The sequence below is a fragment of the Sinorhizobium chiapasense genome (assembly GCF_036488675.1).
GTDB lineage: Bacteria > Pseudomonadota > Alphaproteobacteria > Rhizobiales > Rhizobiaceae > Sinorhizobium > Sinorhizobium chiapasense.
This window is the reverse complement of record NZ_CP133152.1, coordinates 955,600-973,207: the sequence shown is the minus strand read 5'-3', so window position 1 is coordinate 973,207 and position 17,608 is coordinate 955,600. Positions and strand designations below refer to the sequence as shown.

Genomic DNA, 17,608 nt, shown 5'->3' with positions numbered 1-17,608 from the left:
CGATGACGCAACCCAATCTCAAATTCTCTTCCCGAGAATACGAAGCAAGACTTCTGAAAACGCGCCAGTCGATGGAGGCGAAGGGCATCGATCTGCTGATCGTCAGCGACCCTTCGAACATGGCCTGGTTGACCGGCTATGACGGGTGGTCGTTCTACGTGCACCAGGCCGTGATCGTACCGCCGTCGGGCGAACCGATCTGGTATGGCCGCGGTCAGGACGCCAACGGGGCGAAGCTGACCACCTATCTGAAGCACGAGAACATCATCGGCTATCCCGACCACTACGTGCAGTCCACCGAGCGCCATCCGATGGATTACCTCTCCGGCATCCTTGCCGACCGCGGCTGGGCGGCGCTCCGCATCGGCGTCGAGATGGACAACTACTGGTTCTCCGCCGCCGCTTTTGCCTCGCTGCAAAAGCATCTGCCCAATGCTCGCTTCGTCGACGCGACGGCGCTCGTCAACTGGCAGCGCGCGGTCAAGAGCGAGACCGAGATCAAGTATATGCGCAACGCCGCGCGTATCGTCGAGGGCATGCATCGGCGCATCTTCGACAAGATCGAGGTCGGCATGCGCAAATGCGATCTCGTTGCGGAGATCTATGACGCCGGCACGCGCGGGGTCGACGGTATCGGCGGTGACTACCCGGCGATCGTGCCGCTGCTGCCGTCGGGCCGTGACGCAACCGCACCGCATCTCACCTGGGACGATAAGCCCATGAGGGCGGGGGAAGGCACCTTCTTCGAGATCGCCGGCTGCTACAATCGTTACCATGTGCCGCTGTCGCGCACCGTCTTCCTCGGCAAGCCGACGAAAGCCTTTCTCGACGCGGAAAAGGCGACCCTCGAAGGAATGGAGGCGGGACTTGCAGTCGCCAGGCCGGGCAATACCTGCGAGGATATAGCCAAAGCCTTCTTCGCGGTCCTGAAGAAATACGGCATCGTCAAGGACAACCGCACCGGCTATCCGATCGGGCTTTCCTATCCGCCTGATTGGGGCGAGCGCACCATGAGCCTGCGTCCCGGCGACAGGACGGAACTCAAGCCGGGCATGACCTTCCACTTCATGACGGGGCTTTGGCTCGAGGACATGGGCTTCGAGACGACGGAAAGCATCCTCATCACCGAGACGGGCGTCGAGTGCTTCGCCAATGTGCCGCGCCAGCTCTTAATCAAGGACTAGCAGCAAATGACGGAGACGATATTGCGGCCATCGCCGATCTCAGCAAGCGTCGATTTTTCGGCCGACGGCGTCCAGCACGGCTTCCTGCGGTTGCCCTACAGCCGCGATGACTCCGCCTGGGGATCGGTGATGATCCCGATCACCGTTGTCAAGAATGGGAATGGGCCGACGGCCCTTCTCACGGGCGGCAACCACGGCGACGAGTACGAAGGGCCGATCGCGCTCTTCGACCTCGCCCGGACATTGGGGCCGGAGCAGGTAACGGGACGCGTCATCATCGTACCTGCCATGAACTACCCCGCCTTCACCGCCGGCACCCGCACGTCGCCGATCGACAAGGGCAACATGAACCGGAGCTTTCCGGGAAGACCGGACGGCACCGTGACGCAGAAGATCGCCGACTATTTTCAGCGAGAGCTCCTGCCGCTCGCCGACATCGTCCTCGACTTCCACTCGGGCGGAAGGACGCTGGACTTCCTGCCGTTCTGCGCGGCGCACATCCTGCCCGACAAGGAGCAGGAGGCAAGGGCCTTCGAACTCGTCAGGGCGTTCGGCGCGCCCTGGTCGATGAAGATGCTGGAGATCGACGCGGTCGGCATGTACGACACCGCGGCCGAGGAGATGGGCAAGGTGTTCATTACCACCGAGCTTGGCGGCGGCGGAACGGCAACCGCCAGGAGCGCGGGCATTGCCAAACGTGGCGTCAGGAACGTGCTTCGCGCCGCCGGCATCCTGAAGGGTGCAGTCGAGATATCGAAGACCGAATGGCTCGACATGCCGGACGGAGACTGCTTCCTGTTCGCGGAGGATGGAGGCCTGATCGAGCCTCTCGTCGATCTTGGGGAGAAGGTGCGGAAGGGCGACGCGGTCGCCCGCATCTACCCTATCGGGCGCACCGGTGCTGACGCTGTCACGATAAAGGCAAAAATGGATGGCCTGCTGGCCGCACGGCACTTTCCCGGTCTGGTCAAGCCGGGCGACTGTGTGGCGGTCGTCGCGGTGTAGCTCATCTGAGCTACATCATATTCCAAGGAAGATAGTCGTGAAATCGCACATCCTTACAATTACGTGCAGGTCGACGACCGGCATCATTGCAGCAGTTTCCGGCTATCTCGCCGAACAGGGGTGCAACATCATCGACAGCTCGCAGTTCGACGATCTCGAAACGGGTCTGTTCTTCATGCGTGTCAGCTTCATCTCGGAGGAGGGCGTAGGCCGGGAGGCGCTCGAAAGAGGCTTCGCGCCGATCGCCGAGACATTCGGCATGGCCGCCGAAATGCATGATACGAGCGAGCGCATGAAGGTGCTGTTGATGGTGTCGCGTTTCGGCCATTGCCTCAACGACCTGCTCTACCGCTGGAAGATCGGCGCGCTGCCGATCGACATCGTCGGCGTCGTCTCCAACCACTTCGATTACCAGAAGGTGGTCGTCAACCACGACATTCCGTTCCACTGCTTCAAGGTGACGAAGGAGAACAAACCGAAGGCCGAAGCGCAGCTGCTGGAGCTCGTCGAGCAGACCGGCGCGGAACTCATCGTGCTCGCCCGCTACATGCAGGTCTTGTCCGACGCGCTATGCAAGAAGATGTCGGGCAAGATCATCAACATCCACCATTCGTTCCTGCCGAGCTTCAAGGGCGCCAACCCCTACAAGCAGGCCTATGAGCGCGGCGTCAAGCTGATCGGCGCGACGGCGCATTATGTCACCGCGGATCTTGACGAGGGTCCGATCATCGAGCAGGACATCGCCCGCATCACCCATGCGCAGTCGGCCGAGGACTACGTCTCGATCGGCCGCGACGTCGAAAGCCAGGTGCTGGCCCGGGCCGTGCACGCCCACATCCACCACCGCTGCTTCATCAACGGCAACCGCGTCGTCGTCTTCCCACCGAGCCCGGGAAGCTATGCGTCCGAGCGGATGGGCTAAATCAGGTATTGCCAAGCCAAATCGGGACCGGCAGCGTCGAGCTGACGGTTCAGGCTGCGCCCCTTTCCGGCGCATGCGGGTCCGCGATCATCGGCCAGATGTCGCGCCGCGCACGCCTGTAAGGCGTCTTCGCCGGATTGTTGGGGTAGGGCGTCCCAGCCGAGCAGTAGAGGATCTTCGACGCGATCTTCGAGAAGGAGGCGAAGAAATGGTTGGTCGACTTGATGACCAGGATCTTCTTTGACCGCGGATCAATTCCCATCACCGAGAACAGGCTTGGGTCGAAGCTCTGCGCGCGCGTGGAATTCAGGATGATGTCGATGGCGCGATGCTGGATGTGTGCGGCGTCGCCGAAGGGGGCGAAGCTTTCTCCGAACCGCATTTCGGCGTTTCGCACCAGACGTATGACCTTGACCGTTCCGTCGATCGGGTTGCCGGTACCGGGCGCCGATTTTGCGCCGAAGCGCAACGGGATCTCGGCGCCTTCGCCTGCGGCCATGCAGATCTGCACGGCCATCGGATCCCAGATCGTGCCGACGGCCGCGTCGGTGACGTCATTGGCGAGCAATTCTTCCAGCACCACGGTTGCGTCACCCGCCGTCCCACCGCCGGGATTGTCCCACATGTCGGCGATCACCACCGGACCGGCGGTCGCGGCGATCGCATCGGCGACCGCTTGGCGCTCGTCGACCTCCGGCATGCGGAACGTTCCGCGCTTGGCGAAGAGCTCCAGCCCGAGGTCGCGGGCAAGTGCCTTGCCCTTCTGCCGGTTGCCGTCGGTCACCGCGATCATCTTCGTGCCCATCTGCGGCACGTCGCCTGCCATGAAGCCGTGCACCACCGAGAGCGACAGCACATCGGCGTCCTCTCGTTCGATCCGCATGAGCTTGTCGACGAAGCTGCGCATCGGCTCGCGGGACGTCGGAAACACGTCGATCATCCGGCAGTCGAAGACCGACATGACCGGCTTTACGCGGCCTTCGAGCGTATCGACCGCGATCCGCCACAGATCCCTGGCGCGATCGACGAAATCGGTGTGCGGGAACTCCTTGAAGAAAACAAAGAAATCGGCCGCGGCTACGCGCTTCTCGGTCAGGTGGCTGTGCGGATCGAGCTCGGCACAGAGGAGCACGTCCGGTCCGATGAGTTCGCGGATGCGCGTCAGCAGATCACCTTCGGTGTCCTCGTAGCCATCGGCGACCATGGCGCCGTGCAAGCCGAGGACGACTGCGTCGACGGGAAGGGCCGTCCGCAACTGCTCGAGGATTTCGTCGCGCATGCTTTCGTAGGTGTGCCGGTTTACGAGGCCAGCGGGGTCCGCCCAGGCGGCCGTTCCCTCGATCAACTGCCAGCCCTTTTCGGCCACGACTTGCCGGCCGACGGTGATCGGTGCGGTGCAGAGCGTTGGCGTTTCCGGATGACTGCCAGGCGGGGCATAAAGCGAAGCCTCGAAGGCTCGCTTGTCGATGCAGATCGGCGAGAAGGTGTTGGTCTCGGTCGCCAGGGCCGCCGTGAAGATTCGCAATGCTGTCGCCTTTTTCGCCTAGTTCGATCCCATCGGGTTGGGCAGATAGCCGGTAAACCCGCAGATCTTCCAGCGGCCTTGATGCAGCCGGCAATAATAGACCGTCTGCCACTTCATGACATCATAGCCGCCATCGGCCTTCTTCAGGCCGCCGTCGAACTTCTTGCGCGCCAGTGCAAGGTTTCCGCTGATCTCGATGTCTTCCAGCGTGGTCGTTGCGAAGATCGCCGCGCGCGGATCCTCGGCGAAGGATTGGCCGGCGAAATCCTTCGCCTGGCGCAGCCATTCGTCGCGATAGGCGGCAAGCGACGGAAAGGCGAGGCGCCAATTGTCCGGGCTTTCGTCCCGCCTTCCGTCGATGCCGATGAACCCGTCCTCGACAAAATCTTCGGCGACCAGCGACCAGTCCGCAGCCAGGAAAGCGTCGATATCTCGTGTCACCAGCATGTCCCAAATCTGATGCCGGGCAACATCGGAGGTGGGGAACGGATTCTGGAAGGGATCCCGCATCGCTTCGCCTTGGATTGAAATTCTTTTCATAAAACAGGATTTTCTCTGGTCAAATTCCGTATTCTATGGTCACTTGTCAACGGATAAAGAAAATAATTTGCACGAAGGTCACCTATGTCCATCAAACGTTATGGCGCGGAGCAGATCGGCGCGGGTGACAAGTCGCTGCCGTTCGCGCGAGCCGTCGAGGCTGACGGCTGGTTGCACGTCTCCGGCCAGGTCGCTTTGGAAAACGGCGAGATCATCGACGGCAATATTGTCGCGCAGACGCACAAGGCGATCGGTAATCTTCTGGCCATTCTGAAGGAGGCCGGTTACGGTGTCGAACACGTGGTCAGGGTCGGCGTCTGGCTGGATGACCCGCGTGATTTCTGGAGCTTCAACAAGATCTATCAGGAATATTTCGGCGCTCATCCTCCTGCGCGCGCCTGCGTGCAGTCTTCGATGATGGTCGACTGCAAGGTTGAGATCGACTGCGTCGCCTACAAGCCGAAGGACGCCTGATCATAGGGGGTGGGCGTTCGATGGATATTTTCGCGACACTGCAGGAGGAAAAGGGGCGGCTGTCCCAGTCGGAAAGCCGCATTGCCGACATCCTGCTCAATGATTTCGAATTTGCCGTGAACGCCTCGATCATCGAGCTTGCGGGCAAGGCCGATGTGTCGCCGCCGACGGTGACCCGTTTTTGCCGGCGTCTCGGCTGCGAGAGTTTTTCCGACTTCAAGGTGCAACTGGCCCGCACCGCCTATATCGGCATGCGCTACCTGAAGCCGGAGCCGAAGAGCCAGGAGCCGGCCGACGTCGCGCAGGACATCATCACCAAGGCGCAGAACGCGCTCTTCCTGCTGCACCGCTCGCTCGATCTCGCCGCGATCGAAGAGACCGCCGAGCGGTTGGCCAGAGCGGAGATGATTTACGCCTTCGGTTCGGGCGGCAATTCGTCGATGGTTGCCAGCGAATTGCAGAACCGGCTCTTTCGGCTCGGCCTGCGCATCACCTCGAGCTCCGATCACAGCATGCAACTGATGATGGCGGCCGCGGCCAAGCCGACGGACGTGCTGATCGGTTCCTCGTTCTCGGGGCGCAACGCGGAACTCGTGCGTGCCTTCACGCTCGCCCGCGAAGCCAGGGTCCCGACGATCGCGCTGACCCAGAGCGGCAGCGCCGTCGCGCTTGCCGCCGACATCACCGTCCCGGTCGACCTGCCGGAGGGCAACAACATCTATCGGCCGACATCCACGCGCATCGCCTATCTCGCCTTGCTTGATATCATCGCCAGCCTCGTCGCCTACCGTGTCCAGCCGCAGGCGACGGCGACGCTTAGGCGCATCAAGCAGCAGCTGGTGGTGCACAGGGATGGCGACGATCGCCAGCTTCTTGGAGACTGATGTGCCACAGGAATCCCGTGTGAAGAAGTCGGTCGCGATCGTCACCGGAGCAGCGGGGGATATCGGTCGCGCGATCGCTGGCCGCCTCGCCGATGATCATGACGTGGTGGTACTTGCGGACATCGACGGAGATGCGGCGGAGAAGGTCGCGCGCGGCCTCGGCGCGGAGGAGCGTTTCGCGGCCATCGCCTGCGATGTCACAGATAACGCGAGTGTCGCGTCGATGGCGGCGAGCGCCGGATCGCTCGGGGCGGTGCGCACGCTCGTCAACAATGCGGGTGCGGCACGCGCCGTCAGCCTGCACGACACGACGCCGGAGATCTGGCGCATGGACAATGCGCTCAATCTCGAGGCGGCGTTCCTTTGCTTCCGCGCCGTCGAGGACATGCTGAAGGAGAGCCGGGGATCCGTCGTCAACATCGCATCCGTCAACGGCATGAATGTTTTCGGCCATCCTGCCTATAGCGCTGCCAAGGCCGGTCTCCTGCATCTGACCCGGCTGATCGCGGTCGAGTACGGCAAATTCGGCATCCGCTCCAATGCAGTGGCGCCCGGCACCGTGCGCACCCAGGCCTGGGAAGCGCGCGCCGCGGCCAATCCGCAGGTCTTCGAGGAGGCGAAGCGCTGGTATCCGCTGCAGCGCATCGTCAATCCGGAGGACGTCGCCAATGCCGTCCAGTTCCTCGCAGGTCCCTTGGCCAGCGCCATATCCGGCGTCTGCCTGCCGGTCGATTGCGGGCTCACTGCAGGCCAGGCGGAACTCGCACGCACCTTTTCGCAATCCAGCCATTACTGACAAAGCCATAACGGGAGGACGCTCATGCAGCCGGTTTCTCATCGCCTCGAATCTGCCTGGCAACCGGAAGGCGGTCGCTTCGGGCGCTTTACCTTCACTCTCGTCAATCTCTCCGAAACCCCGATCAGCGGCTTTCGCCTCGTCTACACGTCGCTGACCCGCGTCATCGATGCGGCGGCTTGCGAGAACGCAGTCTTTCTGCGCCGCAACGCCAATTTCCACGAATTCTCGCCGCCGCAAGGGTTTTCACTTGGCGCTGGCGAAAGCTGGACCTTTACCGTCAGCGGACTGCACAGGCAGGCAAAACACTGCACGGATGGTGCCAAGTCGGCGTATCTGACGCTTTCCGACGGCCGGCATGTGCCGGTGGCGGTTTCCGATCTTCTCCTCGAAGGGGCAACAAGCGAGCCTCCGCCGCAGCGCCTGCCGGAAGGCAAGCTCGAGCTGCCTTTCGCCTTGCAGCCCTGGCCGGCGAAGATCGACGCCGTGCCGGGTGATGGATTCCCCGTCGTTCTCTATCCGGCACCCGGCAGCAGCAAGGACGAGATCAGGGCGGTCGACACGGTGCTTTCGCTCTTTCATCGTCTCTTCTCAGCAGGCCACGCGCCGTTCACGCTCGCCTCGTCTCCACAGGGTCGCCAGATCGTCTTCGCCGCAAAGCCCGAACTCGGTCCCGAGGGCTACACGCTGGCTTTCTCCGAGCGGGAGATCCGGCTCGAATACGGCGCAGCCGCCGGCCGGCAATATGGTTTGACAACACTCGCGCAGCTTCTCGACGGGGCGCGCAGCGAGGGGGGAACGTTCCGTTTTCCCGTGTCAGGCACAATCTCTGACCAGCCCCGGTATGGCTGGCGCGGCTGCCATCTCGACGTCTCTCGCCAGTTCTATCCGACCGCCGACGTCATGCGGCTCATCGATATTCTCGCCTGGTTCAAGCTCAACATTTTCCACTGGCATCTGACCGACGACGAAGCCTGGCGGCTGGAGATCAAGGCCTATCCCACGCTGACGACGCTCGGCGTGCTTCGCGGGCCGGTCGAGCCGCTGCTGCCGCAGCTCGGCAATGGCGCGGAACCGGTCGGCGGTTTCTACAGCCAGGACGAGGTGAAAGCGATCGTTGCCCATGCCGGCGCGCTCAATGTCGAGGTCGTGCCGGAGATCGACATTCCCGGCCATAGCACGGCCGCGCTTGTCGCCCTGCCGGAGCTCTCCGATGGGCAGGAGGCGCCGGAAAGCTATCATTCCGTCCAGGGCTATCCCAACAATGCGCTGAACCCGGCCATTCCGTTGACATACGAGTTCCTCGAAAGGGTCTTCGACGAAATGATCGAGCTCTTCCCGAGCCAGTACATCCATGTCGGCGGCGACGAGGTGGCCAACGGTTCGTGGCTGGCGTCGCCATTGGCGCGCAAGCTCATGGAACGCGAGGGCATTTCCGGCACCTTTGCGCTGCAGTCCTACTTCCTGAAAAAAGTGAAGCAGATGCTGACGGCGCGCGGCCGCAAGCTCGTCGGCTGGAACGAGGTCGCCCATGGCGGCGGCGTCGGCACCGAGGGCACGCTGTTGATGGCCTGGGAGAACCCCAAGGTCGGGATCGAGCTGGCGCGCGAAGGCTACGACGTCGTGATGACGCCCGGCCAGGCCTATTACCTCGACATGGCGCAGGCCGAGGCCTTCCAGGAGCCGGGAGCGAGCTGGGCCGGCACAGCTACGCCGGCGCACACCTACGCCTACGAGGCGGAAGGCGAATTCCCGGAAGAACTGAAGAACCGCATGAAGGGCGTGCAGGCCTGCATCTGGTCGGAGCATTTCCTCTCGCGCGGCTATTTCAATCGTCTCGTCTTCCCCCGCCTCCCCGCTATCGCTGAAGCGGCCTGGACGCCGAAGGCGCAAAAGGACTGGCTGCGGTTCGCCGCGATCGCCCCTCTGAGCCCGATTTTGTGAGTTTGAAGCCATGCGGATCGCCGTCGGTGGAATCCATACGGAGTGCAGCACCTACTCGCCTGTCCTGATGACGGTGGAGGACTTCCGGGTGCTGAGGGGAGCCGAACTCCTGAGGGCGGACTATTTCAGTTTCCTCGAGGCCGACGGCTTCGAGCATGTCCCGCTCCTCCATGCACGGGCCGTGCCCGGCGGCCCCGTTTCGCGTGCGGCCTACGACGCCTTCAAGACCGAGTTCCTCGAGCGGCTTCGCGCTGCGCTGCCGCTAGACGGCCTCTATCTTGCGATGCATGGAGCGATCAAGGTCGACGGCATGGACGATGCCGAAGGCGACTGGATTTCCGCCGCCCGCGCGGTTGTCGGCCCGAACTGCCCGATCGCAACGAGCTACGATCTCCACGGTAATGTCAGCCAGAAGATCATCGACCAGATCGACATCTTTGCCGGCTACCGCACCGCGCCGCACATCGATACGCGCGAGACGATGGTTCGGGCCTGGTCGATGCTGGTGCAGGCTCTGCGGACGGGAACGCGGCCAGGCGTCGCCTGGGCGCCCGCGCCGCTGCTGCTTCCGGGGGAGTGCACGTCCACGGAGGATGAACCTGCGAGCAGCCTTTACCGGCGCCTGCCGGACTTCGATCAGCGTCCCGGCATTCTCGATGCCAACCTGATGGTGGGCTACGTCTGGGCCGACGAGCGGCGGGCAACCGCTTGTTCGGTGGTGACCGGATCGGACAAGGCGACCGCCTCGAAGGTGGTGGAAGAAATCGCCGCAAGCTACTGGAACGAACGGGAGAATTTCCGCTTCGGTGCGGTTACGGGTCCACTCGAAGCGATGCTCGACATTGCCGAGGAGATGACAACGAGGCCCGTCATCCTCGCCGATTCCGGTGACAATCCCACGGGTGGCGGTGTCGGCGACCGCGCCGATGTATTGAGGGCTCTTCTAGCGCGCGGCTGGCGGGATGCACTGATTGCCGGCATCGCTGATCGGCCGGCGGTGGAGGCCTGTTTCATGGCCGGCGAAGGCGCGACGCTCGACTTGCGGCTCGGCGGCAGTCTCGATCCGTCGAGCCCTGTGGCGGAGGTCACGGCTATTGTCGTGCGGCTGGACGATCCGGGACCGATTGCCGAGCGCCAGGCCGTCGTGCGTGTCGGCGGGATCGAGGTGGTGCTGTCGGCCCGCCGGCGCCCGTATCACAACATCGAGGACTTCCGTCGCCTTGGCCTCGATCCGAGCAGCGTGCGCCTGCTCGTCGTCAAGTCCGGCTATCTTTCGCGGGAGCTTGCACCGATTGCCAATCCCAACCTGATGGCGCTCACCGATGGTGTCGTCAATCAGGACATCGAAAATCTCGCGAGCGAACGACGCCAGCGGCCGATCTTTCCGTTCGATCGCGATTTCGATTTCGAGCCGAGGGCGCGGTTCTCGGCCCGCTGGACCTGAGTGAAACCCGGCCTTCCTGCAACGATCGCCCGTGTCGGGGCGGCCTCCCACAAGTCTTCGCACTCCGCGGACCGGATCATGTCTTCCTCCTTGCTCTTTGCCATGCGTAACCCGGTTATCCGGACGAGCGTGCTTGCCATCTTCCTGTTCGGCTTTTCGGGTGCTGCGACCTCGCCCTACCAGTCGGTGGTCGGTATCACCGAGCTTGGCTTGAGCGACGGGTTCTATTCGGCGCTGATCTTCGTTGCGGCGCTGGTGAATGTCACCGTCAGCGTCACTGTTGGCATCGTTGCCGACCGCGTCGGCAATTACCGGACGCTGATGTTGGCGGTCATCCTTTCTGGCGCGATCGGCTACGGTCTGGTCTACGCGCTGCCGACAAAGACGAGTTTCGTTGTCGCCACGTTGGCATTGCTGCCGGTCTACGGCGCACTGAACTCGCTCCTGTTCGCCAATGTCCGCAGCGCCGCCAACGGCATGGGCGGCAAGGACGCGGCAGCGGTCAATTCCGGCGTGAGAGCCGCCATATCGCTCTCGTGGGTGCTGGTTCCGGGATTGGTCGGCTTCTTGCTCTCGGCGCGGGGCAGCATGCTGCCAGCCTATCTGCTGGCCAGCCTCGGCTGTATCGCCAATCTGCTGCTGGTCTTCTTCCTGCTGCCGGCCCGACGCGGCGCCGATCCTATCCTCAGCAAGCGGCTTTCCTATCTCGCGTCCCTTGCCGAAATCCTTTCGCCCCGCGTTCTTGCCCGACTTGTCGCCGTGGCGCTCATCTGCTCCACGCTGCATGTCAACGCGACCGTGCTGCCGTTGATTGTCACCGGTGCTGCCGGTGGCTCGGCCACCGATATCGGCATTGTCGTCGGTGTCGTGGCGCTGCTGGAGGTGATCTTCATCCTCGTCTGGGGACGGATCCAGTATCGCCTCAATCACGTCGACGCGCTTGCGCTCGGTACGGCAATCTACGTGGTCTACATGGCGCTGCTCGGCTTTTCGTCCCGGCCCTGGCATATTTATGCGTTGACACTGATCAGCGGCTTCGGTGCGGCGGCGCTGATCAGCATCCCGATCACCTATCTGCAAGACCTGATTGCCGATCGTCCGGGGCTTGGAAGCTCGTTGATCGCGGTGAACGTTTTTCTGGGCGGGGCACTCAGTGCGGCGCTTTTCGCGCTCGGCACCCGCATCAGCGACTATTCCGGAACGGCACTTCTTGGCGCACTTGCGGGGGTGGCGGGCGGCGCCTTGCTACTCTTCCTCGACGGCGCCCGCCGCAGGGCGGTTTCCATGCCGTAGCGAGGGACAGCGGGAGGCCGTGCGGGCCTCCCGCGTCTTTCGTCAGTTGCCGAGAATGCCGGGCAGACGCAGGCCCTTCTCCTTGGCGCAGTCGAGTGCAATGTCGTAACCCGCGTCGGCGTGGCGCATGACGCCGGTCGCCGGGTCGTTCCACAATACGCGTTCGATCCGCCGATCGGCGTCCTCGCTGCCGTCGCAGCAGATGACAACGCCCGAATGCTGCGAGAAGCCCATGCCGACGCCGCCGCCGTGGTGGAGCGAGACCCAGGTCGCGCCAGAGGCCGTGTTCAAGAGCGCATTCAGCAGCGGCCAGTCGGAAACGGCATCGGAACCGTCCTTCATCGCTTCCGTCTCGCGGTTCGGCGACGCGACTGAGCCGGAATCGAGGTGGTCGCGGCCGATGACGATCGGAGCGCTCAGCTCGCCTTTGCGAACCATTTCGTTGAAGGCCAGGCCGAGGCGGTGACGGTCGCCGAGGCCGACCCAGCAGATGCGTGCGGGCAGACCCTGATAGGCGATGCGCTCCTTGGCCATGTCCAGCCAGTTGTGGAGATGCTTGTTGTCCGGCAGCAGCTCCTTCACCTTGGCGTCGGTCTTGCGGATGTCCTCCGGGTCGCCCGACAGCGCCGCCCAGCGGAACGGGCCGATGCCGCGGCAGAAGAGCGGGCGGATATAGGCCGGCACGAAGCCCGGGAAGGCGAAGGCATTTTCGAGGCCTTCGTCCTTGGCCATCTGGCGGATGTTGTTGCCGTAGTCGAAGGTGGGGACGCCCATGTTCTGGAAGGCGATCATCGCCTCGACGTGCTCGCGCATCGATGCGCGTGCCGCTTTTTCGACAGCCTTCGGGTCGCTGACGCGCTTTTCCTTCCACTGGCCCATCGTCCAGCCCTTCGGCAGGTAGCCGTTGACCGGATCATGGGCGGAGGTCTGGTCGGTGACCATGTCGGGGCGAATGCCGCGGCGAACCATTTCGGGGAGAATTTCGGCGGTGTTGCCGAGCAGGCCGACGGACTTTGCTTCGCCCGCCTTGGTCCAGCGATCGATCATCTCCACGGCTTCGTCGAGCGTCTCGGCCTTGGCGTCGACATAGCGGGTGCGCAGGCGGAAATCGATCGAGTCCGGATTGCATTCGACGGCAAGGCAGCAGGCGCCGGCCATGACAGCGGCGAGCGGCTGTGCGCCGCCCATGCCGCCGAGGCCACCGGTCAGCACCCACTTGCCCTTGAGGTTGCCGCCGTAGTGCTGACGACCGGCCTCGACGAAGGTCTCGTAGGTTCCCTGGACGATGCCCTGCGAGCCGATATAGATCCACGAGCCGGCGGTCATCTGGCCGTACATGGCAAGACCCTTCTTATCCAGCTCGTTGAAATGGTCCCAGGTCGCCCAGTGCGGTACGAGGTTGGAATTGGCGATCAGCACGCGCGGGGCGTCCTTGTGAGTGCGGAAGACGCCGACCGGTTTGCCGGACTGGACGAGCAGCGTTTCGTCCTCGTTGAGATCCTTGAGCGTCGCGACGATGCGGTCGAAATCAGCCCAGGTGCGGGCGGCACGGCCGATGCCGCCATAGACGACGAGTTCGTGCGGGTTCTCGGCAACGTCCGGATCGAGATTGTTCATCAGCATGCGCAGCGGTGCCTCGGTCAGCCAGCTCTTGGCGCTGATCTCGGTACCACGCGGGCTGCGCATCTCGCGGATGTTGTGGCGCGGATTATTCACGTTCATGCCTCACTCCCTGTCAGTTTGAGGGCGAATGCCGTTGTTTCGATGCGTTTCAGGATGGCCTTGAGATGGGCGCGAAGGCGTTCGGCCTTGGCGGAATCCAGCGAGAACGGCGGCGCTTCGGTCGCCAGATGCGTGGACTGCGCAAGTTCCATCTGGATCGCGTGGACGCCCGTTGCCGGACGGCCGTAATGCCGAGTCGTCCAGCCGCCCTTGAAGCGGCCGTTCAGGATACTGGTGTAACCCTCTGCAGAAGCGGCGATTTCTTCCGTCGCCTTTTCTATTTCGGCGGCGCAGGTCTTGCCTATGTCCGTGCCGATATTGAAGTCGGGAAGCTTGCCTTCGAAGAGGAAGGGGATGTGCGAGCGGATCGAGTGGCAGTCGTAGAGCACCGCCACCCCATGGATCGCCTTGACGCGCTCGATCTCGGCGGCGAGCGCCGCGTGATAGGGAGCATGGAAATCGCGAAGCCTCATCGCAATGTCGGCTTCGGTCGGTGCCTCGCCATCCTTCCAGATCGACGCGCCGTCGAAGTCGGTCTCGGGCACGAGACCAGTTGTGTTCTGGCCGGGATAGAGGCTGACACCTTCCGGGTCGCGATTGGCGTCGATGACGTAGCGGTGGAAGGTCGCGCGCACGGTTGTGGCTTCCGGCAGAAGCCCTTCGTAGAGCTCGTGGATATGCCAGTCCGTGTCGGCGAGGAGGCGACCGTTGCTGTTGAGCCGCTCCCAGATCTGTGCGGGCACGTCGGTGCCCGTGTGGGGAAGGCCGAGGATGACGGGGGAGGTGCCTCGATGGACTTCGAAAACGGCCATGTCAGATGTCCAGCTTCGGAAGAATGCCATTGGAGACGGCGGCGTTGAGCGCGCCGGACGCGACGAGTTCGCCCGCCGCCTTGAGATCGTCGGCCATGTAGCGGTCCTCTTCGATCGTCGGCGACACGCGGCGTACGGCAGCCACTGCCTTCAGGAGTTCCGCACTGGTCGTGAGCGGCGCCCGGAGCTCGACGCCCTGGGCAGCCGTCAGCGCCTCGATGCCGATGATCGAGAACAGGTTGTCGGTCATCTGCAGCAGGCGCCGGGCACCGTGGCAGGCCATCGACACGTGGTCTTCCTGGTTGGCGGAGGTCGGCGTCGAGTCGACGGAAGCCGGGTGCGCGAGTTGCTTGTTTTCCGACATCAGCGCGGCCGAGGTGACCTCGGCAATCATCAGACCGGAGTTCAGCCCCGGCTTCTTGGCCAGGAACGCCGGCAGGCCGTAGCTGAGTGCCGGATCGACAAGAAGTGCGATGCGGCGCTGCGCGATCGCGCCGATCTCGCAAACCGCAAGCGCGATCTGGTCGGCGGCGAAGGCCACCGGTTCGGCGTGGAAATTGCCGCCCGAGACGACGGAGTTGTCCGAAAGCACCAGCGGATTGTCGGTGACGGCGTTGGCCTCGATGGTGAGCGATGCAGCGACGGAGCGCAAAAGATCGAGGCAGGCGCCGTCGACCTGCGGCTGGCAGCGGATGCAATAGGGATCCTGCACCCGTTCGTCGCCCTCGATGTGGCTCTGCCGGATCACGGATCCCTCGAGCAATTGGCGAAGGGCAGCGGCGGTGTCGATCTGGCCGCGATGGCCACGCAGGGTATGAATATCCGGATGGAAGGGTGCCGACGATCCCATCGCGGCATCGGTCGAGAGCGCCCCGGTGATGAGCGCCGCCTGTGCGGCGCGGTGGGCGCGGAAGAGACCGGCGAGCGCCAGCGCGGTGGACGCCTGCGTGCCGTTGATCAGGGCGAGGCCTTCCTTCGCGGCGAGCGTCACGGGCGAAAGCCCGGCCTTTTCCAATGCGGCTCCACCCGGCATGCGCGCGCCATCGAAGAAGGCTTCTCCGTGGCCCATCATCACGGCCGCCATGTGCGCAAGCGGCGCAAGGTCGCCCGATGCGCCGACCGAGCCCTTTTCCGGGATCATCGGGATCACGCCCCGTTCCTGCATCGCCTCGATCAGGCGGACGAGTTCGAGGCGAACGCCCGAGGCGCCTCGGCCGAGCGAGACGAGCTTCAGCGCCATGATCAGCCGGACGATGTTTTCCGGAAGAGGCGCACCGACGCCGCAGCAATGGGAGAGGATGAGGTTGCGCTGCAGCGTCGCCACGTCGGCGCTGTCGATCTTGATCGAGGCAAGTTTGCCGAAGCCGGTGTTGATGCCATAAACCGGGGCGTTGCCCGCGGCAATTTCGGCGATGCGCGCGGCGCCTTTGGCAATGGCGACGTCGAAGGCGGGATCGAGGCGGGCCGGTTCCCGGCTCCAGTAGATCGTCTCCAGATCCTTGAGCGGAACGGAGCCTGGCTTAAGTACGATGGTCATTGGCCGATTCTTTCGCCTCCAAAGATGCGCTGATGCAGCGGATTGAAGCCTATCCGATAGATAAGTTCGGCAGGCTCATCGATGTTCCAGATCGCGAGGTCCGCGGATTTGCCGACCTCGATCGTGCCGGTCTTGTCGAGGATTCCGAGCGCGCGCGCGGCTTCGCGCGTGACCCCCGCGAGGCACTCGTCGACGGTCAGCCGGAAGAGCGTCGCCGACATGTTCATGGTCAGAAGCAGCGACGTCAGCGGTGAGGTACCCGGGTTGCAATCCGTCGCAATGGCAATGCGCGTGCCGGCGGCACGTAGCGCGTCGACCGGCGGCAGTTGTTTTTCCCGAAGCGTAAAGAAGGCACCGGGCAGGAGCACTGCGACAGTGCCGGCCCTTGCCATAGCGGCCGCGCCTTCCGCGTCGAGATATTCGAGATGGTCGGCCGAAAGCGCGCCGTAGGAGGCGGCGAGCTTGGCGCCGCCGAGGTCCGAAAGCTGTTCGGCATGAAGCTTGACCGGCAGGCCAAGCTCCTTCGCGGCATCGAAGACCCGGCCGATCTCGGCGGGCGAAAAGGCGATGCCTTCGCAGAAGCCGTCGACTGCGTCGACGAGGCCCTCGGCGTGCGCGGCTTCTAGGCCCGGCAGCACGACGTCGGCAATATAGTCGCTATTGCGGCTCTTGTATTCGGGGGGCGTCGCGTGCGCGGCGAGATAGCTCGTGACGATGCGCACCGGACGCAGCTCTTGAAGCCGGCGCGCGGCGCGCAGCATCTTCAGCTCGGCCTCGATATTCAGGCCATAGCCGGACTTCACCTCGACCGTCGCGACCCCCTCACCAAGCAGCGTGTCGAGCCGCGGAAGTGCCGCTTCCACCAGTTCCTCGACCGACAGGGCATTGGTCGCCTTCACCGTCGAGGCGATGCCACCGCCGGCGCGCGCAATTTCCTCGTAGGTGGCGCCTTCGAGCCGAAGCTGGAATTCACGCGCGCGGTTGCCGCCATGGACGATATGGGTGTGGCAATCGATCAGCGCCGGCGTCATCCAACGGCCTTCACAATCGATTGTCTCGTCGGCTTGGGCAAGGTCCTGGGGCAGGTGTTCTTCTGCGCCGACATAGACGATCCGGTCGCCGCGGGCGGCGACGGCGCCTTTCTCGATGATGCCGAGCGGCCCGATATCCTCGCGAAGCGTTGCCAGGCGCGCATTGCGCCAGAGGCTGGTTATGCTTGAACTCGCGTTCCTGTTTACGTCCATAAGTTCCGCCCTTCTCTTGCGATAATGTATATACATAATAATGCCGGTGGCAAGCGAAAATTCGCGGCGTTGCGACACGAACGTGCCGGATCAGCTTGATGACAGAGAAGATAGGGTGATCTTGCCGCATGGAAGGTTCCGGCGGCAGACCTAGAGCAATTCCAGGAAAAGTGTGTGACGGTTTTCCGTCCGGAATTGCGTGGTTTCAAAGAGTTAGATCATTTCACCGTTTCAATGAAACAATGAAATGATCTAGGCCGTCAGATGGGGGCAGAGTTGTCG

The 17,608-nt window shown here is 63.4% G+C and carries 15 protein-coding genes; 9 read left to right on the top strand and 6 right to left on the bottom strand.

The annotated features are described in order from the left end of the window. The first annotated feature begins 2 nt into the window (after nt 1-2). Genes doeA through purU form a run of 3 tightly spaced genes read left to right on the top strand, consistent with a single transcriptional unit; the run spans nt 3 to nt 3,111 of the window. Complete coding sequence (doeA, locus tag RB548_RS29185) at nt 3-1,184, top strand: ectoine hydrolase DoeA (RefSeq protein ID WP_331375884.1); 1,182 nt, start codon at nt 3-5, stop codon at nt 1,182-1,184. A 6-nt stretch (nt 1,185-1,190) separates the two neighbouring features. Continuing rightward, complete coding sequence (gene doeB / locus RB548_RS29180) at nt 1,191-2,189, top strand: N(2)-acetyl-L-2,4-diaminobutanoate deacetylase DoeB (protein WP_331375883.1); 999 nt, start codon at nt 1,191-1,193, stop codon at nt 2,187-2,189. 37 nt (nt 2,190-2,226) lie between these two features. Beyond that, entirely contained in the window at nt 2,227-3,111 is an 885-nt protein-coding gene (gene purU / locus RB548_RS29175) for a formyltetrahydrofolate deformylase (protein WP_331375882.1), read from the top strand. 49 nt (nt 3,112-3,160) lie between these two features. On the opposite strand, the gene RB548_RS29170 is transcribed toward purU, so the two are convergent. After that, nucleotides 3,161-4,636, bottom strand: coding sequence for a M81 family metallopeptidase (locus RB548_RS29170; RefSeq protein ID WP_331375881.1), 1,476 nt, complete (start codon nt 4,634-4,636; stop codon nt 3,161-3,163). An 18-nt stretch (nt 4,637-4,654) separates the two neighbouring features. Next, nucleotides 4,655-5,146, bottom strand: coding sequence for a hypothetical protein (locus tag RB548_RS29165; RefSeq protein WP_331377135.1), 492 nt, complete (start codon nt 5,144-5,146; stop codon nt 4,655-4,657). A gap of 114 nt (nt 5,147-5,260) precedes the next feature. Between RB548_RS29165 and RB548_RS29160 the strand changes: the two genes are divergently transcribed. From RB548_RS29160 to RB548_RS29135, 6 genes are all read left to right on the top strand, one after another. After that, nucleotides 5,261-5,650 carry a RidA family protein gene (locus RB548_RS29160; RefSeq protein WP_331375880.1) on the top strand — a complete coding sequence of 130 codons (390 nt, stop codon included), beginning with the start codon at nt 5,261-5,263 and terminating at the stop codon, nt 5,648-5,650. Nucleotides 5,651-5,670: 20 nt separating this feature from the next. Beyond that, nucleotides 5,671-6,534, top strand: a complete 864-nt coding sequence (locus RB548_RS29155; protein WP_331375879.1) for a MurR/RpiR family transcriptional regulator — start codon at nt 5,671-5,673, stop codon at nt 6,532-6,534. A gap of 19 nt (nt 6,535-6,553) precedes the next feature. Then, the gene (locus tag RB548_RS29150) at nt 6,554-7,330 is read left to right on the top strand and encodes an SDR family oxidoreductase (RefSeq protein ID WP_331377134.1); all 777 of its coding nucleotides are present in this window, start codon (nt 6,554-6,556) and stop codon (nt 7,328-7,330) included. A 24-nt stretch (nt 7,331-7,354) separates the two neighbouring features. Then, on the top strand, nt 7,355-9,274 hold the full coding sequence (locus RB548_RS29145; RefSeq protein WP_331375878.1) for a beta-N-acetylhexosaminidase: 1,920 nt from the start codon (nt 7,355-7,357) through the stop codon (nt 9,272-9,274). 10 nt (nt 9,275-9,284) lie between these two features. Then, nucleotides 9,285-10,718, top strand: a complete 1,434-nt coding sequence (locus tag RB548_RS29140; RefSeq protein ID WP_331375877.1) for a M81 family metallopeptidase — start codon at nt 9,285-9,287, stop codon at nt 10,716-10,718. A 78-nt stretch (nt 10,719-10,796) separates the two neighbouring features. Further along, the gene (locus tag RB548_RS29135) at nt 10,797-12,011 is read left to right on the top strand and encodes an MFS transporter (protein ID WP_331375876.1); all 1,215 of its coding nucleotides are present in this window, start codon (nt 10,797-10,799) and stop codon (nt 12,009-12,011) included. A 42-nt stretch (nt 12,012-12,053) separates the two neighbouring features. Here RB548_RS29135 and hutU read toward each other — a convergent pair whose 3' ends face one another. From hutU to hutI, 4 genes are read right to left on the bottom strand one after another with little or no spacing between them, the layout of a single operon-like run. Then, entirely contained in the window at nt 12,054-13,727 is a 1,674-nt protein-coding gene (gene hutU, locus RB548_RS29130; RefSeq protein ID WP_331377133.1) for a urocanate hydratase, read from the bottom strand. Nucleotides 13,728-13,729: 2 nt separating this feature from the next. Next, entirely contained in the window at nt 13,730-14,545 is an 816-nt protein-coding gene (gene hutG / locus RB548_RS29125) for an N-formylglutamate deformylase (RefSeq protein ID WP_331375875.1), read from the bottom strand. A gap of 1 nt (nt 14,546) precedes the next feature. After that, nucleotides 14,547-16,082: a histidine ammonia-lyase gene (gene hutH / locus RB548_RS29120; protein WP_331375874.1), complete on the bottom strand. Its 1,536-nt coding sequence runs from the start codon at nt 16,080-16,082 to the stop codon at nt 14,547-14,549. After that, complete coding sequence (hutI, locus tag RB548_RS29115; RefSeq protein ID WP_331375873.1) at nt 16,079-17,326, bottom strand: imidazolonepropionase; 1,248 nt, start codon at nt 17,324-17,326, stop codon at nt 16,079-16,081. The genes hutH and hutI overlap by 4 nt, the downstream gene beginning before the upstream one ends. Between the last annotated feature and the right edge of the window lie 282 nt (nt 17,327-17,608).